This window comes from Aeromonas sp. OTU364 (genome assembly GCF_038440395.1).
In the GTDB taxonomy this organism is placed as follows: Bacteria; Pseudomonadota; Gammaproteobacteria; order Enterobacterales; family Aeromonadaceae; genus Aeromonas.
Map to the genome: position 1 here is coordinate 16,941 of NZ_JASATR010000017.1, position 16,229 is coordinate 33,169.

Here is a 16,229-nt window from a genome sequence, read left to right on the forward strand (position 1 = left end):
ACAGCCGATACGAGGACATTTTGAGCCGACACATCTCGACCCTGAACCTGCACCTGGAGCCCGCCGACAACCTGCGTCTCGCCAGCCTGTGCGGCCCCTTTGACGACAACCTCAAGCAGCTGGAGCGCCGTCTCGGCATCGAGATAAGCTACCGTGACAACCACTTTCAGGTGCTCGGCAAGCAGGCCCAGATTGATGCGGCGGCCGCCATCCTCAAGCACCTCTATGTGGAGACCCAGCCCCTCAAGGGGGGCAAGGTGAATGACATCACCCCGGAGATGGTGCACCTGACGGTGCAGGAGTCCCGTGTGTTGGAGCAGGACGATGATGCGGTCTCATCCCAGCCTTATGGCAAGGAGGTGACGGTCAAGACCAAGCGCGGCCTCATCAAGCCCCGCAGCCCGAACCAGGCCCAGTACATTGCCAACATAGTGCGCCACGACATCAGCTTCGGTATCGGTCCGGCCGGTACCGGCAAGACCTATCTCGCCGTGGCCGCCGCCGTGGATGCCCTGGAGCGCCAGGAGATCCGCCGCATCCTGCTGACCCGCCCGGCGGTGGAAGCCGGTGAGAAGCTCGGCTTCCTGCCCGGGGATCTCTCCCAGAAGGTGGACCCCTACCTGCGCCCCCTCTACGACGCCCTGTTCGAGATGCTGGGCTTCGAGCGCGTCGAGAAGCTGATGGAGCGCAACATCATAGAGGTGGCGCCGCTCGCCTACATGCGCGGAAGAACCTTGAATGACGCCTTCATCATCCTGGACGAGGCCCAGAACACCACCACCGAGCAGATGAAGATGTTCCTGACCCGCATCGGCTTCAACTCCAAGGCGGTGGTCACCGGCGACATCACCCAGGTGGATCTGCCGCGCAGTACCAAATCCGGCCTGCGCCATGCGCTGGAAGTGCTGCAGGGGGTCGATGGCCTGTCGTTCAACTTCTTCGAATCCAAAGACGTGGTCCGCCACCCCGTGGTGGCCCGCATAGTGCAGGCCTACGAGGCGTTCGACGCCCAGCAGGCGGCCGAGAAGAGCGCCCCCAATACCCGCAACGAGAACACCAGCAAAGAGAGTGCCCAATGAGCGTGACCCTGGATCTGCAGCTGGCCTGCGCCAGCACCGACGGCCTGCCGACCGAAGCCCAGCTGCAAGGCTGGCTCGATGGCACCATTTCGGGTTTCCAGGACGAGGCCGAGGTGACGGTGCGCCTGGTGGACGAGGCGGAGAGCCGCGAGCTCAACCACACCTATCGCGGCAAGGACAAGCCCACCAACGTGCTCTCCTTCCCGTTCGAAGCCCCCCCCGGCATGGAACTCCCCCTGCTCGGGGATCTGGTGATCTGTCGCCAGGTGGTCGAGGCCGAGGCGGTCGAACAGGGCAAGCCCCTCATGGCCCACTGGGCTCACATGGTTGTGCACGGCAGTCTGCATCTGCTAGGTTATGACCATATCGAGGACGAGGAGGCCGAGGAGATGGAGGCGCTCGAGCGCGACATCATGCAGGAACTCGGTTTCCCCGACCCCTATCTAAATGATGAAGAGTAAGGGCTGACGAGGCGATCACGGCATTGAAACACGCCGCTGTCATCCTTATATAACCAAGACACTATCCCCTGTGTTCACACGAGTAACCAAGAGAGAAAATGACCGACGATCACCCTAGTACCGGCTCGCCGAAGAAAACCTGGCTCGACAAGCTCAGCCAACTCTTCCAGGGCGAGCCAAAAGACCGCAACGATCTGGTGGAAGTCATCGCCGATGCGGAAGAACGTGACCTCATCGATCAGGACACCAAGGACATGATCGAAGGCGTGCTCGAAATTGCCGAGCTGCGCGTGCGTGACATCATGATCCCCCGCTCCCAGATGGTGACCATAGAGAAGTCCCAGCCGGTGGACGACTTCCTGCCCGTCATCATCGAATCCGGCCACTCCCGCTTCCCGGTGATCAACGAAGACAAGGATCACGTGGAGGGCATCTTGCTCGCCAAGGATCTGCTGCCGTTCGGCTTTGGCGGCCATCACGCCAGCGAGCCGCTGCAGCTCGAGAAGATCCTGCGCCCCACTGTGATAGTGCCGGAGAGCAAGCGGGTCGATCGTCTGCTCAAGGAGTTCCGCGAAGAGCGCTACCACATGGCCATAGTGGTGGACGAGTTCGGCGGCGTCTCCGGTCTGGTGACCATAGAAGACATACTGGAACTTATCGTCGGCGAGATCGACGACGAGTTTGACGACATCGAGGATGAGCCGGAAGAGATCCGCCGCATCAGCAAGCGGGTCTTCTCCGTCAGCGCCCTGACCGAGATCGAGGATTTCAACGACTTCTTCGGCACCCAGTTCAGCGATGAAGAGGTGGATACCGTGGGCGGCCTGGTGATGCACGCCTTCAGCCACCTGCCCAAGAAGGGCGAGGAGATTGAGCTGGACGGCTACCTGTTCAAGGTGATGCACGCGGACAGACGCCGCCTGCAGCAACTGCAGGTGAAGATCCCGGAGAATCACGCGGCGGCCCAGCCGGAGTCCTGATCCCGCCCTCCCCGCGCCGTCAATCAACGCCCCTGCTCTCAGGGGCGTTTGTCATTCTGCCGCCCCGCGCTCTCCCATTCCCCTGCTGCGCGCCCCTTCGGCATCCGGCTGGCCGGGAGGCTCGCCGTTGGCGCGGTTTGCGGTTAAGATGTCGGCCATTCCACTTTATTCAGCCCAATTCGAGCCCCGATCCCCCGTGAAATCGAAACTTCTGACAAGCCTGTTCGCCCTGGCCTCTGGCGCCATCGCCGTGCTGGCCTTCTCCCCTTTCGGCTACTGGCCTCTGGTGATCCTCTCCCTGCTCGGCCTCTATGCCCTGCTGGACAAGGCCAACCCCAAACAGGCGGCCTGGCGCGGCTTCGGCTATGCCATGGGGCTGTTTCTGCCCGGACAGTGGTGGATCCATGTCAGCATGACGGAGTTTGGCGGCATCCCGCTGCCGGCCGCCTTCGTGCTGCTGGCCGGCCTCTGCGCCTATCTCTCCCTCTACCCGACCCTGGCCTGCTGGGTCTTCGCCCGCTTCTTTGGCGGCCGCCACTGGAGCCGCTGGCTGCTCGCCTTCCCGGCGCTCTGGCTGATGGCCGACTGGCTGCGGGGCTGGGTGATGACCGGCTATCCCTGGCTCTGGTTTGGCTACACCCAGATAGACGGCCCCCTCAAGGGCTTCGCTCCCATCCTCGGGGTGCAGGGCATCACCCTGGTCCTGCTGCTCACCACCTCCGCCCTCTGGCTCACCTGGCAGAGCCGCAAGCCGGCCTGGCTGCTGCTGCCGGTTGTGCTGGTCGGCGCCGCCCAGGGGCTGATGCAGCTCAACTGGGTGACCCGGGGCGAGCCGGTGAAGGTGGCCCTGGTGCAGGGCAACATAGCCCAGTCCCTCAAGTGGGATCCCGAGGCCCTGATCCCCACGGTGCGTACCTATCAGGATCTCAGCCGCGAGAACCAGGACGCCGACATCATCATCTGGCCGGAATCGGCGATCCCGGCCATCGAGAAGGAGATGGGTACCTATCTGGAGAGCCTGGACAAGGCGATGAAGGTGAACGACACCGGTCTGCTGGCGGGGATCATCCATTACGATCTGAAGCAACAGCGCTTCTACAACACAGTGCTCGGCATGGGGGTGCAGGATCTGGACGGCAAGGAGTCCTATCACTACGAGCACAAGAACCGCTACTACAAGTACCACCTGCTGCCCATCGGCGAGTTCGTGCCCTTTGAAGATCTGTTGCGTCCCATAGCCCCCTTCTTCAACCTGCCCATGTCCTCCTTCAGCCGGGGCGACGAGGTGCAGCCGAATCTGATCGCCAAGGGGCTCAAGTTCGCCGCCGCCATCTGCTACGAGATCATCTTCCCGGACGAGGTACGCCGCAACGTGCAGCCGGACACCGACTTCCTGCTGACTGTCTCCAACGACGCCTGGTTCGGCACCAGTATCGGCCCCTGGCAGCACATGGAAATTGCCCGGATGCGCGCCCTGGAGCTGGCTCGTCCGCTGCTGCGAGACACCAACACCGGCATCACCATAGTCACCGAGATAGACGGCAGCATCATCGCCCAGATCCCCCAGTTCGAGGCCGGGGTATTGAGAACCGAGGTGCGTCCCGCCCACGGCGCGACCCCCTACCTGCGCTTTGGCAGCTGGCCCATGTACGCGCTGGCCGCCCTGCTGCTCGGCCTGGCGCTGGTGCTGCGGCCCCGCGCCCACCCCTGGGCGCGCAAGCTCTGAGTATGTTAAGCACATAAAAAGAGGCGCCCTTGGGCGCCTCTTTTTTATAACCTCATCACCCTATGTCAAGGTGAGAGCGGTTCGCGATGATACTCGTTGGCACCGCACTCCGGGCAGGTACCGAGCTGCTGCGGGTGCAGCACAGTCTGGCGCCACTCGCAGTGATCGCACACCAGCACCCCCAGCCCCACCCAGTCGCCAGCCCGATAGACGCCCTTGTGTTCCAGCTCGTCCGCCAGCTCGCTCCACTCCACCTGGGCGCGGTCGGTCACGTCCGCCAGCCAGGACCAGACGGTGTCCTTGAGCGCCAGCATAAAGGCGGACTCGGGCACCTCGGCGCGGCTCTCGTCATAGTTGCCGAGATCCCGCTTCACGTATTCTGCGATCAGCGCCAGCTCGTCCTGGGTCAGATCGCCGGCCGCCTCCAGATAGGCCTGTACCTTGGCGATCATCCGGTTGAGGCGCTCTCCCTGAAACTCTTCGGTCTCCTCCCACTGCTTCTTGAGCTGGGCGATGAAGGCTTCATACCCTTGTCGACGTTTGTCCATGGCCATTACTCCTCTGCTGAACCCTGATCGTGCCCGGCCTGAGCCAGAGACTGAGCCGTGCTGGCGGTGGTTGCCGCCCTCTGTCACCCCTGCTGCTCCGTGAAACCTCGATGCTGCCTGGGTCGGCCTGAGGCCGGGCGGATGCTGGCGGTTGTTGCCGCCGCAGGATATGGGTATTCTATCGGGATTTCCCAGCTGATTTATCTATTCATTTCACAGATCCGGATGTCACCAATGCAAGAGCAATACGTTCCCCAATCCATAGAACCAGCAGTGCAACAGCACTGGGATGCCAAGAAAACCTTCAAGGCCGTGGAGAAAGTAGACAAGGAAAAGTTCTACTGCCTCTCCATGTTCCCTTATCCGTCTGGTCGTCTACACATGGGGCACGTGCGTAACTACACCATAGGTGATGTGATCTCCCGTTATCAACGGCTCAATGGCAAGAATGTGCTGCAACCCATCGGCTGGGATGCCTTCGGTCTGCCGGCGGAAAACGCCGCCATCAAGAACAGCACGGCACCGGCCCCCTGGACCTACGAAAACATCGAATACATGAAGAACCAGCTGAAGATGCTGGGTCTGGGTTATGACTGGGACAGAGAGCTTGCCACCTGCAAGCCGGACTACTACCGCTGGGAGCAGTGGTTCTTCACCAAGCTCTACGAGAAGGGTCTGGTCTACAAGAAGACCTCCTCCGTCAACTGGTGCCCGAACGACATGACGGTGCTGGCCAACGAGCAGGTGATCGACAACTGCTGCTGGCGCTGCGACACACCGGTCGAGCAGAAAGAGATCCCCCAGTGGTTCATCAAGATCACCGACTACGCCGAAGAGCTGTTGAACGACATCGACAATCTGGAAGGCTGGCCGGAGATGGTCAAGACCATGCAGCGCAACTGGATTGGTCGCTCCGAAGGGGTCAACATCAGCTTCGCCATCGAGGGTCAGGACGAGCAGCTGGAGGTCTACACCACCCGCCCGGACACCTTCATGGGCGTGACCTATGTAGGCATAGCCGCCGGTCACCCGCTGGCCGCCCAGGCTGCCGCAACCAATCCCGAGCTGGCTGCCTTTATCGAGGAGTGCAAGCACACCAAGGTCGCCGAGGCTGACATGGCGACCATGGAGAAGAAGGGCATGGCCACCGGCCTGTACGCCATTCACCCGCTGGATGGCCGCAAGGTGCCGGTCTGGGTCGCCAACTTCGTGCTGATGAACTACGGCACCGGCGCCGTGATGGCGGTGCCGGGCCACGACCAGCGTGACTTCGAGTTCGCCACCAAATACGGCCTCGACATCAAGGCGGTGATCAAGCCGGCCGATGGCGACGTGGACGTGAGCGCCGCCGCCTACACCGAGAAGGGCGTGCTGTTCGACTCCGGCGAGTTCGACGGCCTGGACTTCCAGGGCGCCTTCGATGCCATCGCCAGCAAGCTGGAAGGACTCGGCCACGGCAAGCGTACCGTCAACTACCGCCTGCGCGACTGGGGCGTCTCCCGTCAGCGTTACTGGGGTGCCCCCATCCCGATGCTGACCCTGGCCGACGGCACCGTGGTGCCGACCCCGGAAGATCAACTGCCGGTACTGCTGCCCGAAGACGTGGTGATGGACGGCATCCAGAGCCCCATCAAGGCCGACGCCGAGTGGGCCAAGACCACTTACAACGGCCAGGAAGCGTTCCGGGAAACCGATACCTTCGACACCTTCATGGAGTCCTCCTGGTACTACGCCCGCTACTGCTCCCCGGACTACGACAAGGGGATGCTGGATCCGGCGGCCGCCAACCACTGGCTGCCGGTGGATCAGTACATCGGCGGTATCGAGCACGCCTGTATGCACCTGCTCTACGCCCGCTTCTTCCACAAGCTGCTCCGTGATGCCGGCCTGGTGAACAGCGACGAGCCGTTCAAGCGCCTGCTCTGCCAGGGCATGGTGCTGGCCGACGCCTTCTACTACAAGGACGAGAAGGGCGGCAACGTCTGGGTCAGCCCGACCGACGTCAAGGTAGAGCGTGACGAGAAGGGTCGCATCACCAAGGCCATCGACAACGAAGGTCGTGAAGTGATCCACTCCGGCATGACCAAGATGTCCAAGTCCAAGAACAACGGCATAGACCCGCAGCTGATGGTGGAGCGTTACGGCGCCGATACCGTCCGCCTGTTCATGATGTTCGCCTCCCCGGCCGACATGACCCTGGAGTGGTCCGACTCCGGCGTAGAGGGTGCCCAGCGCTTCCTGCGTCGCCTGTGGCGCACCACCTTCGAGCACGTCTCGGCAGGTGCCGCACCGGCACTGGATGCCGCCGCCCTCTCCAACGAGCAGAAGGCTGTGCGCCGCGAGCTGCACAAGACCATCGCCAAGGTGAGCGATGACGTGGGTCGTCGTCAGACCTTCAACACCGCCATCGCCGCCATCATGGAGCTGATGAACAACCTGGCCAAGCTGGGCTCTGACGAGCAGGACCGCGCCCTGATGCAGGAAGCGCTGGAAGCCGTGGTCGTCATGCTCTACCCCATCACCCCGCACATCGGCTTCGAGCTGTGGAAGATGCTGGGCAAGGAAGGGGACATCGACGTCGCGGCCTGGCCGGTGGCGGATGAAGCGGCCATGGTCGAGACCGAGAAGCTGGTGGTGGTGCAGATCAACGGCAAGATGCGCGGCAAGCTGACCGTCCCGGCCGAAATAAGCCAGGCCGACGTCGAGAAGCTGGCCATGGCCGATGCCTCGGTGCAGAAGTTCACCGAAGGCCTGACAGTGCGCAAGGTGGTCTATGTACCGGGCAAGCTGCTCAACATAGTCGCAAACTGAGGATGACCAGCACTCCCGGCCTCCTCCCCCTGTCGGGGGAGGAGAGCTGCAGGGGTCTGAATCCATATGTGACGGCGGGCAAGCGCCCGCCGTTCTTCACTTGATGCAAAGAGGAATTCACATGGGCATGTCCCTCACTCGCTGGATTGCCATCATGCTGACGGGCCTGCTGCTGCAGGCCTGCGGTTTTCAGATGCGGGGAACCGCCATCCCCCCGGAGCTGATGACCATGAAGGTGGTCGGTGACAACAAGAGCGACTTCTATCGGCTGGTGACCACCCGTCTCAAGGCCTCCGGGGTGACCCTGGCGGACAAGGAGGGCATTCCGGTGCTGACCCTGTCCGGGGTGAGCAGCAGCAGCCAGGTTGCCTCGGTCGACTCCATCGGCCAGGACCGCGAGTACCTGCTGGGTTACAGCACCCAGTTCACCGTCTCCATGCCGGGCAAACCGACCCAGGTCTTCCCCATCACCTTCAACCGCAGCTTCCTGAACAAGCCGGATGCGGCGCTGGCCTCCTCCCGCGAGCAGGAGCAGCTTGGCAAGGAGATGCAGGAGCAGGCCGCGAACCTGGTGATCCGTCAGCTGAGCCAGGTCAAGTTCTGATGCGAGCTTCTTGATGAGAGTCTATCCCGAGCAGTTCAGCGATCATCTCAAGGCAGGGCTCAAGCCCTGCTATCTCGTTTTTGGTGACGAGCCGCTGCTCAAGCTCGAGGCCATCGACGCCGTGCGCCAGGTGGCCCGCAAACAGGGGTTCGATGAACGCCACAGCTTCGTGGTGGAAGCCGGGCTGGACTGGAATCAGGTCTATGACGCCTGTCAGGCCATGAGCCTCTTCTCGGCCCGCCAGATCATCGAGCTGGAGCTGCCCGCCAAGGTCGACAAGGATCTCGCCGCCCGCATCACGGAGATCGGCAAGCAGCTTCATCCCGACCTGCTGCTGGTGCTCTCGGGGGGGCGTCTCAATCAGACCCAGATGAAGGCAGCCTGGTTCGACAAGCTGAGCCAGAGCGGCACCTATGTGCCGGTCAACCACCCCGAGCCCCGTTTCTTCCCGCGCTGGATGAGCGCGAGGTTTCAGCGTTTCGGCCTCAAGGCGCTGCCGGATGCGGTCAACTTCATGTGTCACGCCTTTGAGGGCAACCTGCTGGCCGCGAGCCAGGAGATAGAGAAGCTGACCCTGCTCGGCCCGCCCCAGCCCATCAGCGTCACCTATCTGCAGGAGACCATCATACGCCACGCCCACTTCACCCCCTTCCAGCTCATCGATACCCTGCTGGAGGGCAAGGTGAACCGGGCCCAGCGCATCCTGCTGGCGCTGCGGGCCGAGGGTACCGAACCCGGCATGCTGGCCTGGACCCTGTGCCGGGAGCTGGAGCAGCTCACCGAGCTGGCCCTGGCCGCCCGCGCCGGTCAGCCGCTGGTGGAACACTTCAGCCGGTTGCGCATCTGGCAGAGCCGCCAGCAGCTCATTCAGCAGGCCCTGACCCGGCTGCCCGTTGGCAAGATACAGCAGCTGTGGCAACTGATGGCCCGGCTCGACGACGCCCAGCGCCGGTTCGACACCGAGCAGGCCTGGCTGATGTTGCAGACCATAGCCCTGGGTTTTCGCGATGGCACGCCGCTGCCCCTGCTGGAGACGGAACCATGCTGAGCACCCCGGTTCAACGCAGGGCTGGCCTCTTGGGGCCCCCCCATGACCTGACTGGGAGAGTCTCATGCTGAAGGCCCCCATCGGCATCCTGGGTGGCACCTTCGACCCCATCCACATCGGTCATCTGAGGCCCGCCATCGAGGCCCGTGACGCCCTGGGCCTGGCCGAGGTGCGCCTGCTCCCGAACCATATCCCGCCCCACCGTGCCAACCCCTTCTGCTCCAGCGAGCAGCGGCTCGCCATGGTCGCACTGGCGGCGGCGGAGAACCCGGGCTTCGTGGTGGATGAGCGGGAGCTGCAACGGGACAAGCCCTCCTGGACCATAGACACCCTCATCGAGCTCAAGCAGGAGCTGCCGGATACCCCGGTCTGTTTCCTGATGGGCATGGACTCCCTGCTCGGCTTGCCGAGCTGGCATCGCTGGCAGGAGCTGCTCGATCATGCCCACCTGGTGGTGAGCAAGCGCCCGGGCTGGCAACCGGATTACCCGGGCGAAGTGGCCAGCCTGCTGGCCCGCCACCAGACCCGGGATGTGCAGGATCTGCATCGACACCGCCAGGGCCATGTCTGGATCGCCGACAACCTGCCCATAGCGCTGTCGGCCACCCGGCTGAGGGCTCTGCTGGCGGCGGGGCAGGATCCCAGGTACCTGCTGCCGGCCCCGGTCGCCGACTACATCCGGCAGCACCGGCTCTATCAGCCATCGCCAGGCCGGTGAGCGGCGCCACGCGGGTTTGTCAGCCGACACCCTGAGGCGCACCCGGCACAGGCTTGACTATTGTCCCGCCCGGTTGCGCACTATAGTGATCAACAGGGGACTGCCTTGCCCACGGGCGGCGGCCCCGGATCCATTCCCCTTTGCCAGACTGGGAAACGGGAGTGACCATGATATAATCCGCCGCCCTCTGGCGCCGGAAGATAGGAGAAGACATTGCAAGGCCAAGAACTGCTCGCCTTTATCGTCGACAAGATCGATGACATGAAAGGCCGCGACATCATCACCCTGGATGTACGCGGCAAATCCAGCATCACGGACACCATGATCATCTGCTCCGGCAACTCCAATCGCCACGTCAGCGCCATCGCCCACCACCTGGCCAGCGAGGCCCGCCATGCGGGGCTCGATCTGCTCAGCGTGGAAGGTCAGCTCACCGGTGAATGGGTGCTGGTGGACATGGGTTCCGTCATCGTCCATGTGATGCAGGATGAGTACCGCGACTTCTACCAACTGGAGAAACTCTGGGGTGGCACCCAGGTGCAAGCGTAACGAACGATGAAGATCCAGTTGATTGCAGTGGGCACCAAGATGCCTGCCTGGGTAGAGCATGGCTTCGAAGAGTACCGTCGCCGTTTCCCGAAAGACATGCCGTTCGAACTCGTCGAGATAGGCGCGGGCAAACGCGGCAAGAATGCCGACATTCCCCGCATCCTGCAGAAGGAGGGGGAAGCCATGCTGGCCGCCGCCGGCCGCTCGCGCATCGTCACCCTGGACATTCCCGGCAAGCCCTGGACCACGGAGCAGCTCGCCGTGCAACTGGAAGCCTGGAAGCTCGATGGCCGGGATGTGGCGCTGCTGGTGGGCGGGCCTGAAGGACTGTCCCCCGAGTGCAAGGCCGCCGCCGAACAGAGCTGGTCCCTGTCACCCCTGACCCTGCCCCATCCATTGGTGCGGGTGCTGGTGGCCGAGAGCCTCTACCGGGCCTGGAGCATTACCACCAATCATCCGTATCACAGGGAATGAGCCATGACCCCTTGGCACATCACGCCCTCATACTCCCAGTACCACAGGGAATAGTCCATGTGGTACCCGCCCTTGCTCCCCGTCAGCCATAAGGTAACGGCATGCTGAAGAATCGCATCGAAATGCGCGATCACAGTGCCGAGGGACGTCTGTTCTTCCGGCGCACCCTGGTAGCCTACATCGGCATGGTCGTCCTCATGCTGGTGCTGCTGGGTAATCTCTACTACCTGCAAGTAGAGTCTTACGAAACCTATCAGACCCGCTCCAACGACAACCGGATCCGGGTCGTGCCGGTGGCACCGCCACGGGGCCTCATCTATGACGCCAACGGCGTGCTGCTGGCGGAGAACCGCCCCGTCTACAGCCTGGAGATAGTGCCGGAAGAGACCGAGGATCTGGAGAAGACGGCCGACGAGCTGATCACCCTGCTGGCCCTGCCGGAGGGGACCAAGGAGCGATTCCTGGCCGAGGTGAAGCGCCAGCGCCGCTTCAAGCCGGTGCCCCTGTTCGAGAAGCTGACCGAGTATCAGGTCGCGCTCTTCTCGGTCAACCAGCACAACTACCCGGGCGCCAGCATAGAGGCCTATCTCAAGCGCTACTATCCGTTTGGCGATACCCTGACCCATGCGCTGGGCTATGTGGCCAAGATCAACACCCGTGACGTGGAGCGCCTCGACAAGGAGGACAAACTCGCCAACTATGCCGCCACCAAGGACATCGGCAAGCAGGGTGTGGAGAAGTTCTACGAGGATCAGCTGCACGGCGTGGCGGGCTACCAGGAGGTCGAGGTCAACAACCGAGGCCGGGTGGTGCGCACCCTCAAGTTCCAGCCGCCGGAGCCCGGCAAGGACATCTACCTCAACATCGACATCCGCCTGCAGTTGAAGGCGCAGGAGCTGCTGGCCGGCCGTCGGGGCGCCATCGTCATGATGGATCCCAATACCGGCGCCATCCTGGCCATGGAGTCGAGCCCGAGCTACGACCCCAACCTGTTCGTGACCGGCATCTCCAACACCAACTACTCGGCGCTGCTCAACGATCCGGCGCGCCCGCTGGTGAACCGCACTACCCAGGGCATCTATGCCCCCGCCTCCACCGTCAAGCCCATGATGGCGGTGATGGGGCTGAACGAAGGGGCCATCACCCCCAACTATCGCTACTTCGGCGGTCCCAGCTTCTCCATCCCGGGCACCACCAAGAAGTTTCGTGACTGGCGCCGCTGGGGCCATGGCTGGCTCGACGTCTATCGCGCCATCGAGGTATCGGCAGACACCTACTTCTACGATCTCGCCTACCGGGTCGGCATCGACAAGATCCACAGCTACATGACCAAGTTCGGCTTCGGTCAGTACAGTGGCGTCGACCTCTATGAAGAGACCAAGGGGGTCATGCCGTCCCGCGACTGGAAGATGGCGCGCTGGCGTCAGCCCTGGTATCAGGGGGACACCATCTCCATCGGCATAGGCCAGGGCTACTGGAGCTCCACCCCCATCCAGCTCGCCAAGGCGATCAGCATACTGACCCAGAACGGTCACGACGTGACGCCGCACCTGCTCAAGAGCACCGCCTCGGCGGATGGCGTGGTCAACGCCCCCATCAACCCGAACGTGGCCATCGCCGCCAAGAGCGACACCTACTGGCAGGTGGCCAAGGACGGCATGTGGCGCGTCATCAACGGCCATGAGGGCACCGGCCGCCGCGCCTTTGCCAATACCCCCTACAAGGCGGCGGGCAAGTCCGGCACCGCCCAGGTGGTGGGCCTCAAAGAGAACCAGATCTACAACGCGGCCACCACCAAGGTGGAGCACCGTGACAACGCCCTCTTCGTCGCCTTCGCACCGTTCGAGGCTCCCAAGGCCGTGGTGGCCCTGGTGCTGGAAAACGCCGGTGGCGGCAGTGCCATGGGGGCGCCGGTCGCCCGCCACATGCTGGATGCCTACCTGCTGCCGCCAGAACCCCAGCTGCCGCCGGCGCCCGACTGGCCGTCCACCCAAAGCCCGGATCAGAGCGAGGCCGTGCCCAATGAATAACGTCGCACGCCTGCTGCGCACCTTGCCTCCCCGCCCGAGGCCATCCATGCAGAACGAGGTCTTCTCTCATGAGTAACTCCGCCCGCCAGCAGAGTATCTGGTACAAGCTGCACATCGACCTGCCGCTGCTGCTCGGCCTGCTGGCGCTGATGACCCTCTCCATGGTGGTGCTCTACTCCGCCTCGGGCCAGGACTTTGACTCCATAGTGCGCCAGCTGGTGCGTGGCGGCCTCGCCTTCGGCCTGATGATAGGCCTAGCCCAGCTGCCCCCCTCCCTCTATGCGCGCTGGTCCGTGCCACTGTTCACCCTGGTGGTGCTGCTGCTCATCGCGGTGGACGTGTTCGGCCATATCGGCAAGGGGGCCCAGCGCTGGCTGGACCTCGGTTTCATGAAGTTCCAGCCTTCCGAGGTGATGAAGCTCTCCATGCCCATCATGGTGGCGGCCTGGCTCAGCCGGCATTCGCTGCCGCCGAAGTTCAGCCATGTGATGATAGCCCTGGTGATGGTGCTGCTGCCCACCCTGCTCATCGCCGCCCAGCCCGATCTCGGCACCTCCATCCTGGTGGCGGCCTCCGGCTTCTTCGTCATCTTCCTGGCGGGGATCAGCTGGTGGCTGATCGGGCTCGCGGTCTTGCTGATCTGCGCCTTCATGCCGGTGCTCTGGTTCTTCCTGATGCACGACTACCAGCGCCAGCGGGTACTGATGCTGCTGGACCCGGAGAAGGATCCCCTCGGCCGCGGCTACCACATCATCCAGTCCAAGATAGCCATCGGCTCAGGCGGCGTGTTCGGCAAGGGCTGGCTGCAGGGCACCCAGTCCCAGCTGGAGTTTCTGCCCGAGCGCCACACCGACTTTATCTTCGCGGTGTTCAGCGAGGAGTTCGGCCTGGTGGGGGTGGCCCTCTTGCTGGTCATCTACCTCTATATCATCAGCCGCTGCCTCTTCATCTCCATGCAGGCCCAAAACAGCTTCGAGCGCCTGCTCGGCGGCGCCCTGACCCTCACCTTCTTCGTCTATGTGTTCGTCAACATGGGCATGGTGAGCGGCATCCTTCCTGTGGTGGGGGTGCCCCTGCCCCTGGTGAGCTATGGCGGCACCTCCATGGTGACCCTGATGGCGGGCTTCGGCATCCTGATGTCCATCCAGACCCACAGACGACTGCTCGCCTGATGAGAGCTGGCTTGCTGGTGCTCTGCGCCTGTTCGCTCACGGCGGGGGCGAGCGTCTCCCCCGAGCGGCTGAGCCTGCTGGCCGAGCAGCAATCCGTGCCGCTGGCCGAGTTGCAGGCCGCGGCCGCCCAGGCGCGGCTGCGCCAGGAGGTGCTCGACACCATCAGCCGTCCCTGGGAGGCCAAGCCCTGGCATCGCTACCGGCCGCTGTTCGTCACCCCGGAGCGGATCCGGGACGGGGTCGGCTTCTGGCAACACCACGCCGCCACCCTGACCAGGGCCGAGCAGCACTACCGGGTGCCCGCCTCCCTCATCGTCGCCATCATCGGCATAGAGACCTTCTATGGCCGCCAGATGGGCCGCCATCCGGTGCTCGACAGCCTCTATACCCTGGGGTTCCACTACCCCGCCCGCGAGGAGTTCTTCGCCAAGGAGTTCGCCCAGCTGGTGCTGCTTGCCCGGGAAGAGAAGTGGCCACTCACCGCTCTCAAGGGCTCCTATGCCGGCGCCATGGGCATGGGCCAGTTCATGCCCTCCAGCTATCGCCACTACGCCGTCGATTTCGATGGCGACGGCAAGCGGGATCTGTTTGCCAACCCGGCGGACGCCATCGGCAGCGTGGCCAACTACTTTGCCGAGCACCGCTGGCGCTGGGGGGAGTCTGTGGTGGAACCCGCCTTGATCGGATTGGCGCCTGTAGGTACCCTGCTTGCGCCCGAGCCCGAGCTCAAGCAGCGCTGGGCCGAGCTGGCTGCCGCCGGGATTGAACTCGCCACCCCGCTGGCACCGGACACGCCGGTGAAACTGCTGGCATTGGAGCAGGCCGATGGACCGGAATACTGGGTCGCGCGCCACAATTTTTATGTGATCACCCGCTACAACCGCAGCCCTCTCTATGCGATGGCGGTGCATCAACTCAGTCAAGCCATCCAGGACGCATATGCATTACAGCCACAAACTTCTCCCCCTCACGCTGACCTTGTTGCTGGCCGCCTGTAGCAGCCAACCGGAGCAGGCTCCCCCGCCGCCGGTCCAGGTGCAGCCGGAAAAAACCCAGGTGATCGAGATACCGCAGGCGACCGGCGCCATCCCGCGCCCCGAGCCCATGAGCGAGAGCGGCAATCGGGACTACTGGATCGGCAAGCAGAAGTACGAGGTGTGGCGCGACATCAAGCACTACAGCGAGGAGGGCACCGCCAGCTGGCTCGCCCAGGATCTCGATGGCAACAAGACCGCCAACGGCGACGTGCAGGACAGCACCCTGTTCAGCGCCGCCCACCGCAACCTGCCGCTGCCGAGCTATGTGCGGGTCACCAACCTGGACAACGGGCTGGAGACCATAGTGCGGGTCAACGATCGCGGCCCCTTCGGCAGCGAGCGCCTGATCGATCTCTCCCATGCCGCGGCCAAGCAGCTGGAGATGGTCGATGGGGGCGAGGCCAGGGTGCGTCTCGAGCTCATCACCGATCAGCCGGATCAGATGGTCGAGATGGTGCCCATGACGCCGATGCAACCCATGCAACCGGCTGCCCAGGAGGCCGCCTTCCTGGGTGAGGCCCAGCCTGAGGCTGCAACCACAGTCACCCCGGCCAAGGCCGCTCCCGCGGCGGCCGCCACGGCGACCGGCACCCTCTCCACGCCCAAGGCCGCAACCGGCCAGGGCAAGATGATCCAGGTACTGGCCAGTGGCTCCCAACCCAGGGCCGAGGCCATGGGCAAGGTGATGACCCAGCGCTACGGCGTGCCCTACCAGGTGGTGGCCCACGACGCCATCTTCCGGGTGCTGCTGGGACCGGTCGCCGCCGATCAGCAGGCAAGCCTGCTGGAACAGATCCGGCAGGGAGGGCTGGAGCAGGCCTTTATCGTTCCTTGATAGAAACGGAACACAACCTTATCCAGGCGTCACGTCGTTTCCCGGCGTGACGCCGACAACCGATGGATAAAAAACCAGACCAGATGGCACACCGGACTATGACCGACCGGCACATCTGGTATAGTGGAGCCCGCTTTTTTTCAACTTGGGTAATCCC

15 protein-coding genes are annotated in these 16,229 nt (G+C 63.5%); 14 read left to right on the top strand and 1 reads right to left on the bottom strand.

The genetic code is table 11. The annotated features are described in order from the left end of the window. Positions 1-20: 20 nt before the first annotated feature. The 4 genes from AAHB08_RS15910 (at position 21) to lnt (ending at position 4,246) form a co-directional block, all read left to right on the top strand. Positions 21-1,079 carry a PhoH family protein gene (locus tag AAHB08_RS15910; RefSeq protein WP_202046502.1) on the top strand — a complete coding sequence of 353 codons (1,059 nt, stop codon included), beginning with the start codon at positions 21-23 and terminating at the stop codon, positions 1,077-1,079. Further along, the gene (gene ybeY / locus AAHB08_RS15915) at positions 1,076-1,540 is read left to right on the top strand and encodes an rRNA maturation RNase YbeY (RefSeq protein ID WP_247625732.1); all 465 of its coding nucleotides are present in this window, start codon (positions 1,076-1,078) and stop codon (positions 1,538-1,540) included. Before AAHB08_RS15910 ends, ybeY begins: the two co-directional genes overlap by 4 nt. A gap of 98 nt (positions 1,541-1,638) precedes the next feature. Then, a complete protein-coding gene (gene corC, locus AAHB08_RS15920; protein ID WP_005329827.1) occupies positions 1,639-2,520 on the top strand; it encodes a CNNM family magnesium/cobalt transport protein CorC in 882 nt (293 codons plus the stop codon). 148 nt (positions 2,521-2,668) lie between these two features. Beyond that, on the top strand, positions 2,669-4,246 hold the full coding sequence (gene lnt, locus AAHB08_RS15925) for an apolipoprotein N-acyltransferase (RefSeq protein ID WP_342059473.1): 1,578 nt from the start codon (positions 2,669-2,671) through the stop codon (positions 4,244-4,246). A 65-nt stretch (positions 4,247-4,311) separates the two neighbouring features. On the opposite strand, the gene AAHB08_RS15930 is transcribed toward lnt, so the two are convergent. After that, positions 4,312-4,794: a zinc ribbon-containing protein gene (locus tag AAHB08_RS15930; protein ID WP_139434096.1), complete on the bottom strand. Its 483-nt coding sequence runs from the start codon at positions 4,792-4,794 to the stop codon at positions 4,312-4,314. 234 nt (positions 4,795-5,028) lie between these two features. On the opposite strand from AAHB08_RS15930, the gene leuS reads away from it, so the two are divergent. The 10 genes from leuS to AAHB08_RS15980 all read left to right on the top strand — a co-directional run bounded on the left by leuS (position 5,029) and on the right by AAHB08_RS15980 (position 16,072). Then, positions 5,029-7,605 (top strand): leucine--tRNA ligase, encoded by a 2,577-nt coding sequence (leuS, locus tag AAHB08_RS15935; RefSeq protein WP_342059474.1) that lies wholly within the window; start codon positions 5,029-5,031, stop codon positions 7,603-7,605. Between the two features lie 121 nt (positions 7,606-7,726). After that, on the top strand, positions 7,727-8,209 hold the full coding sequence (locus AAHB08_RS15940) for an LPS-assembly lipoprotein LptE (protein ID WP_106887591.1): 483 nt from the start codon (positions 7,727-7,729) through the stop codon (positions 8,207-8,209). Between the two features lie 13 nt (positions 8,210-8,222). Further along, positions 8,223-9,257 (top strand): DNA polymerase III subunit delta, encoded by a 1,035-nt coding sequence (gene holA, locus AAHB08_RS15945; protein ID WP_342059475.1) that lies wholly within the window; start codon positions 8,223-8,225, stop codon positions 9,255-9,257. A 64-nt stretch (positions 9,258-9,321) separates the two neighbouring features. Then, complete coding sequence (nadD, locus tag AAHB08_RS15950) at positions 9,322-9,975, top strand: nicotinate-nucleotide adenylyltransferase (protein ID WP_139434099.1); 654 nt, start codon at positions 9,322-9,324, stop codon at positions 9,973-9,975. A gap of 213 nt (positions 9,976-10,188) precedes the next feature. After that, positions 10,189-10,524, top strand: coding sequence for a ribosome silencing factor (gene rsfS / locus AAHB08_RS15955; protein WP_139434100.1), 336 nt, complete (start codon positions 10,189-10,191; stop codon positions 10,522-10,524). Between the two features lie 6 nt (positions 10,525-10,530). Further along, positions 10,531-10,998: a 23S rRNA (pseudouridine(1915)-N(3))-methyltransferase RlmH gene (rlmH, locus tag AAHB08_RS15960; RefSeq protein ID WP_005298242.1), complete on the top strand. Its 468-nt coding sequence runs from the start codon at positions 10,531-10,533 to the stop codon at positions 10,996-10,998. 101 nt (positions 10,999-11,099) lie between these two features. Further along, entirely contained in the window at positions 11,100-13,028 is a 1,929-nt protein-coding gene (gene mrdA, locus AAHB08_RS15965; protein ID WP_139434102.1) for a penicillin-binding protein 2, read from the top strand. A 68-nt stretch (positions 13,029-13,096) separates the two neighbouring features. Next, the gene (rodA, locus tag AAHB08_RS15970) at positions 13,097-14,200 is read left to right on the top strand and encodes a rod shape-determining protein RodA (protein WP_139434103.1); all 1,104 of its coding nucleotides are present in this window, start codon (positions 13,097-13,099) and stop codon (positions 14,198-14,200) included. Beyond that, on the top strand, positions 14,200-15,198 hold the full coding sequence (gene mltB, locus AAHB08_RS15975) for a lytic murein transglycosylase B (protein WP_342059476.1): 999 nt from the start codon (positions 14,200-14,202) through the stop codon (positions 15,196-15,198). The genes rodA and mltB overlap by 1 nt, the downstream gene beginning before the upstream one ends. Beyond that, positions 15,140-16,072, top strand: a complete 933-nt coding sequence (locus AAHB08_RS15980; protein ID WP_342059477.1) for a septal ring lytic transglycosylase RlpA family protein — start codon at positions 15,140-15,142, stop codon at positions 16,070-16,072. Before mltB ends, AAHB08_RS15980 begins: the two co-directional genes overlap by 59 nt. The last annotated feature ends 157 nt before the right edge of the window (positions 16,073-16,229 follow it).

What these genes read in the sequence shown, in the direction of transcription:
- leuS (WP_342059474.1), top strand. Translation starts at nt 5,029, where the DNA reads ATGCAAGAGCAATACGTTCCCCAATCCATAGAACCAGCAGTGCAACAG.
- AAHB08_RS15930 (WP_139434096.1), bottom strand. Translation starts at nt 4,794, where the DNA reads ATGGACAAACGTCGACAAGGGTATGAAGCCTTCATCGCCCAGCTCAAG.
- nadD (WP_139434099.1), top strand. Translation starts at nt 9,322, where the DNA reads ATGCTGAAGGCCCCCATCGGCATCCTGGGTGGCACCTTCGACCCCATC.
- rodA (WP_139434103.1), top strand. Translation starts at nt 13,097, where the DNA reads ATGAGTAACTCCGCCCGCCAGCAGAGTATCTGGTACAAGCTGCACATC.
- mrdA (WP_139434102.1), top strand. Translation starts at nt 11,100, where the DNA reads ATGCTGAAGAATCGCATCGAAATGCGCGATCACAGTGCCGAGGGACGT.
- holA (WP_342059475.1), top strand. Translation starts at nt 8,223, where the DNA reads ATGAGAGTCTATCCCGAGCAGTTCAGCGATCATCTCAAGGCAGGGCTC.
- lnt (WP_342059473.1), top strand. Translation starts at nt 2,669, where the DNA reads ATGTCGGCCATTCCACTTTATTCAGCCCAATTCGAGCCCCGATCCCCC.
- AAHB08_RS15940 (WP_106887591.1), top strand. Translation starts at nt 7,727, where the DNA reads ATGGGCATGTCCCTCACTCGCTGGATTGCCATCATGCTGACGGGCCTG.
- corC (WP_005329827.1), top strand. Translation starts at nt 1,639, where the DNA reads ATGACCGACGATCACCCTAGTACCGGCTCGCCGAAGAAAACCTGGCTC.
- AAHB08_RS15980 (WP_342059477.1), top strand. Translation starts at nt 15,140, where the DNA reads ATGCATTACAGCCACAAACTTCTCCCCCTCACGCTGACCTTGTTGCTG.
- ybeY (WP_247625732.1), top strand. Translation starts at nt 1,076, where the DNA reads ATGAGCGTGACCCTGGATCTGCAGCTGGCCTGCGCCAGCACCGACGGC.
- rlmH (WP_005298242.1), top strand. Translation starts at nt 10,531, where the DNA reads ATGAAGATCCAGTTGATTGCAGTGGGCACCAAGATGCCTGCCTGGGTA.
- mltB (WP_342059476.1), top strand. Translation starts at nt 14,200, where the DNA reads ATGAGAGCTGGCTTGCTGGTGCTCTGCGCCTGTTCGCTCACGGCGGGG.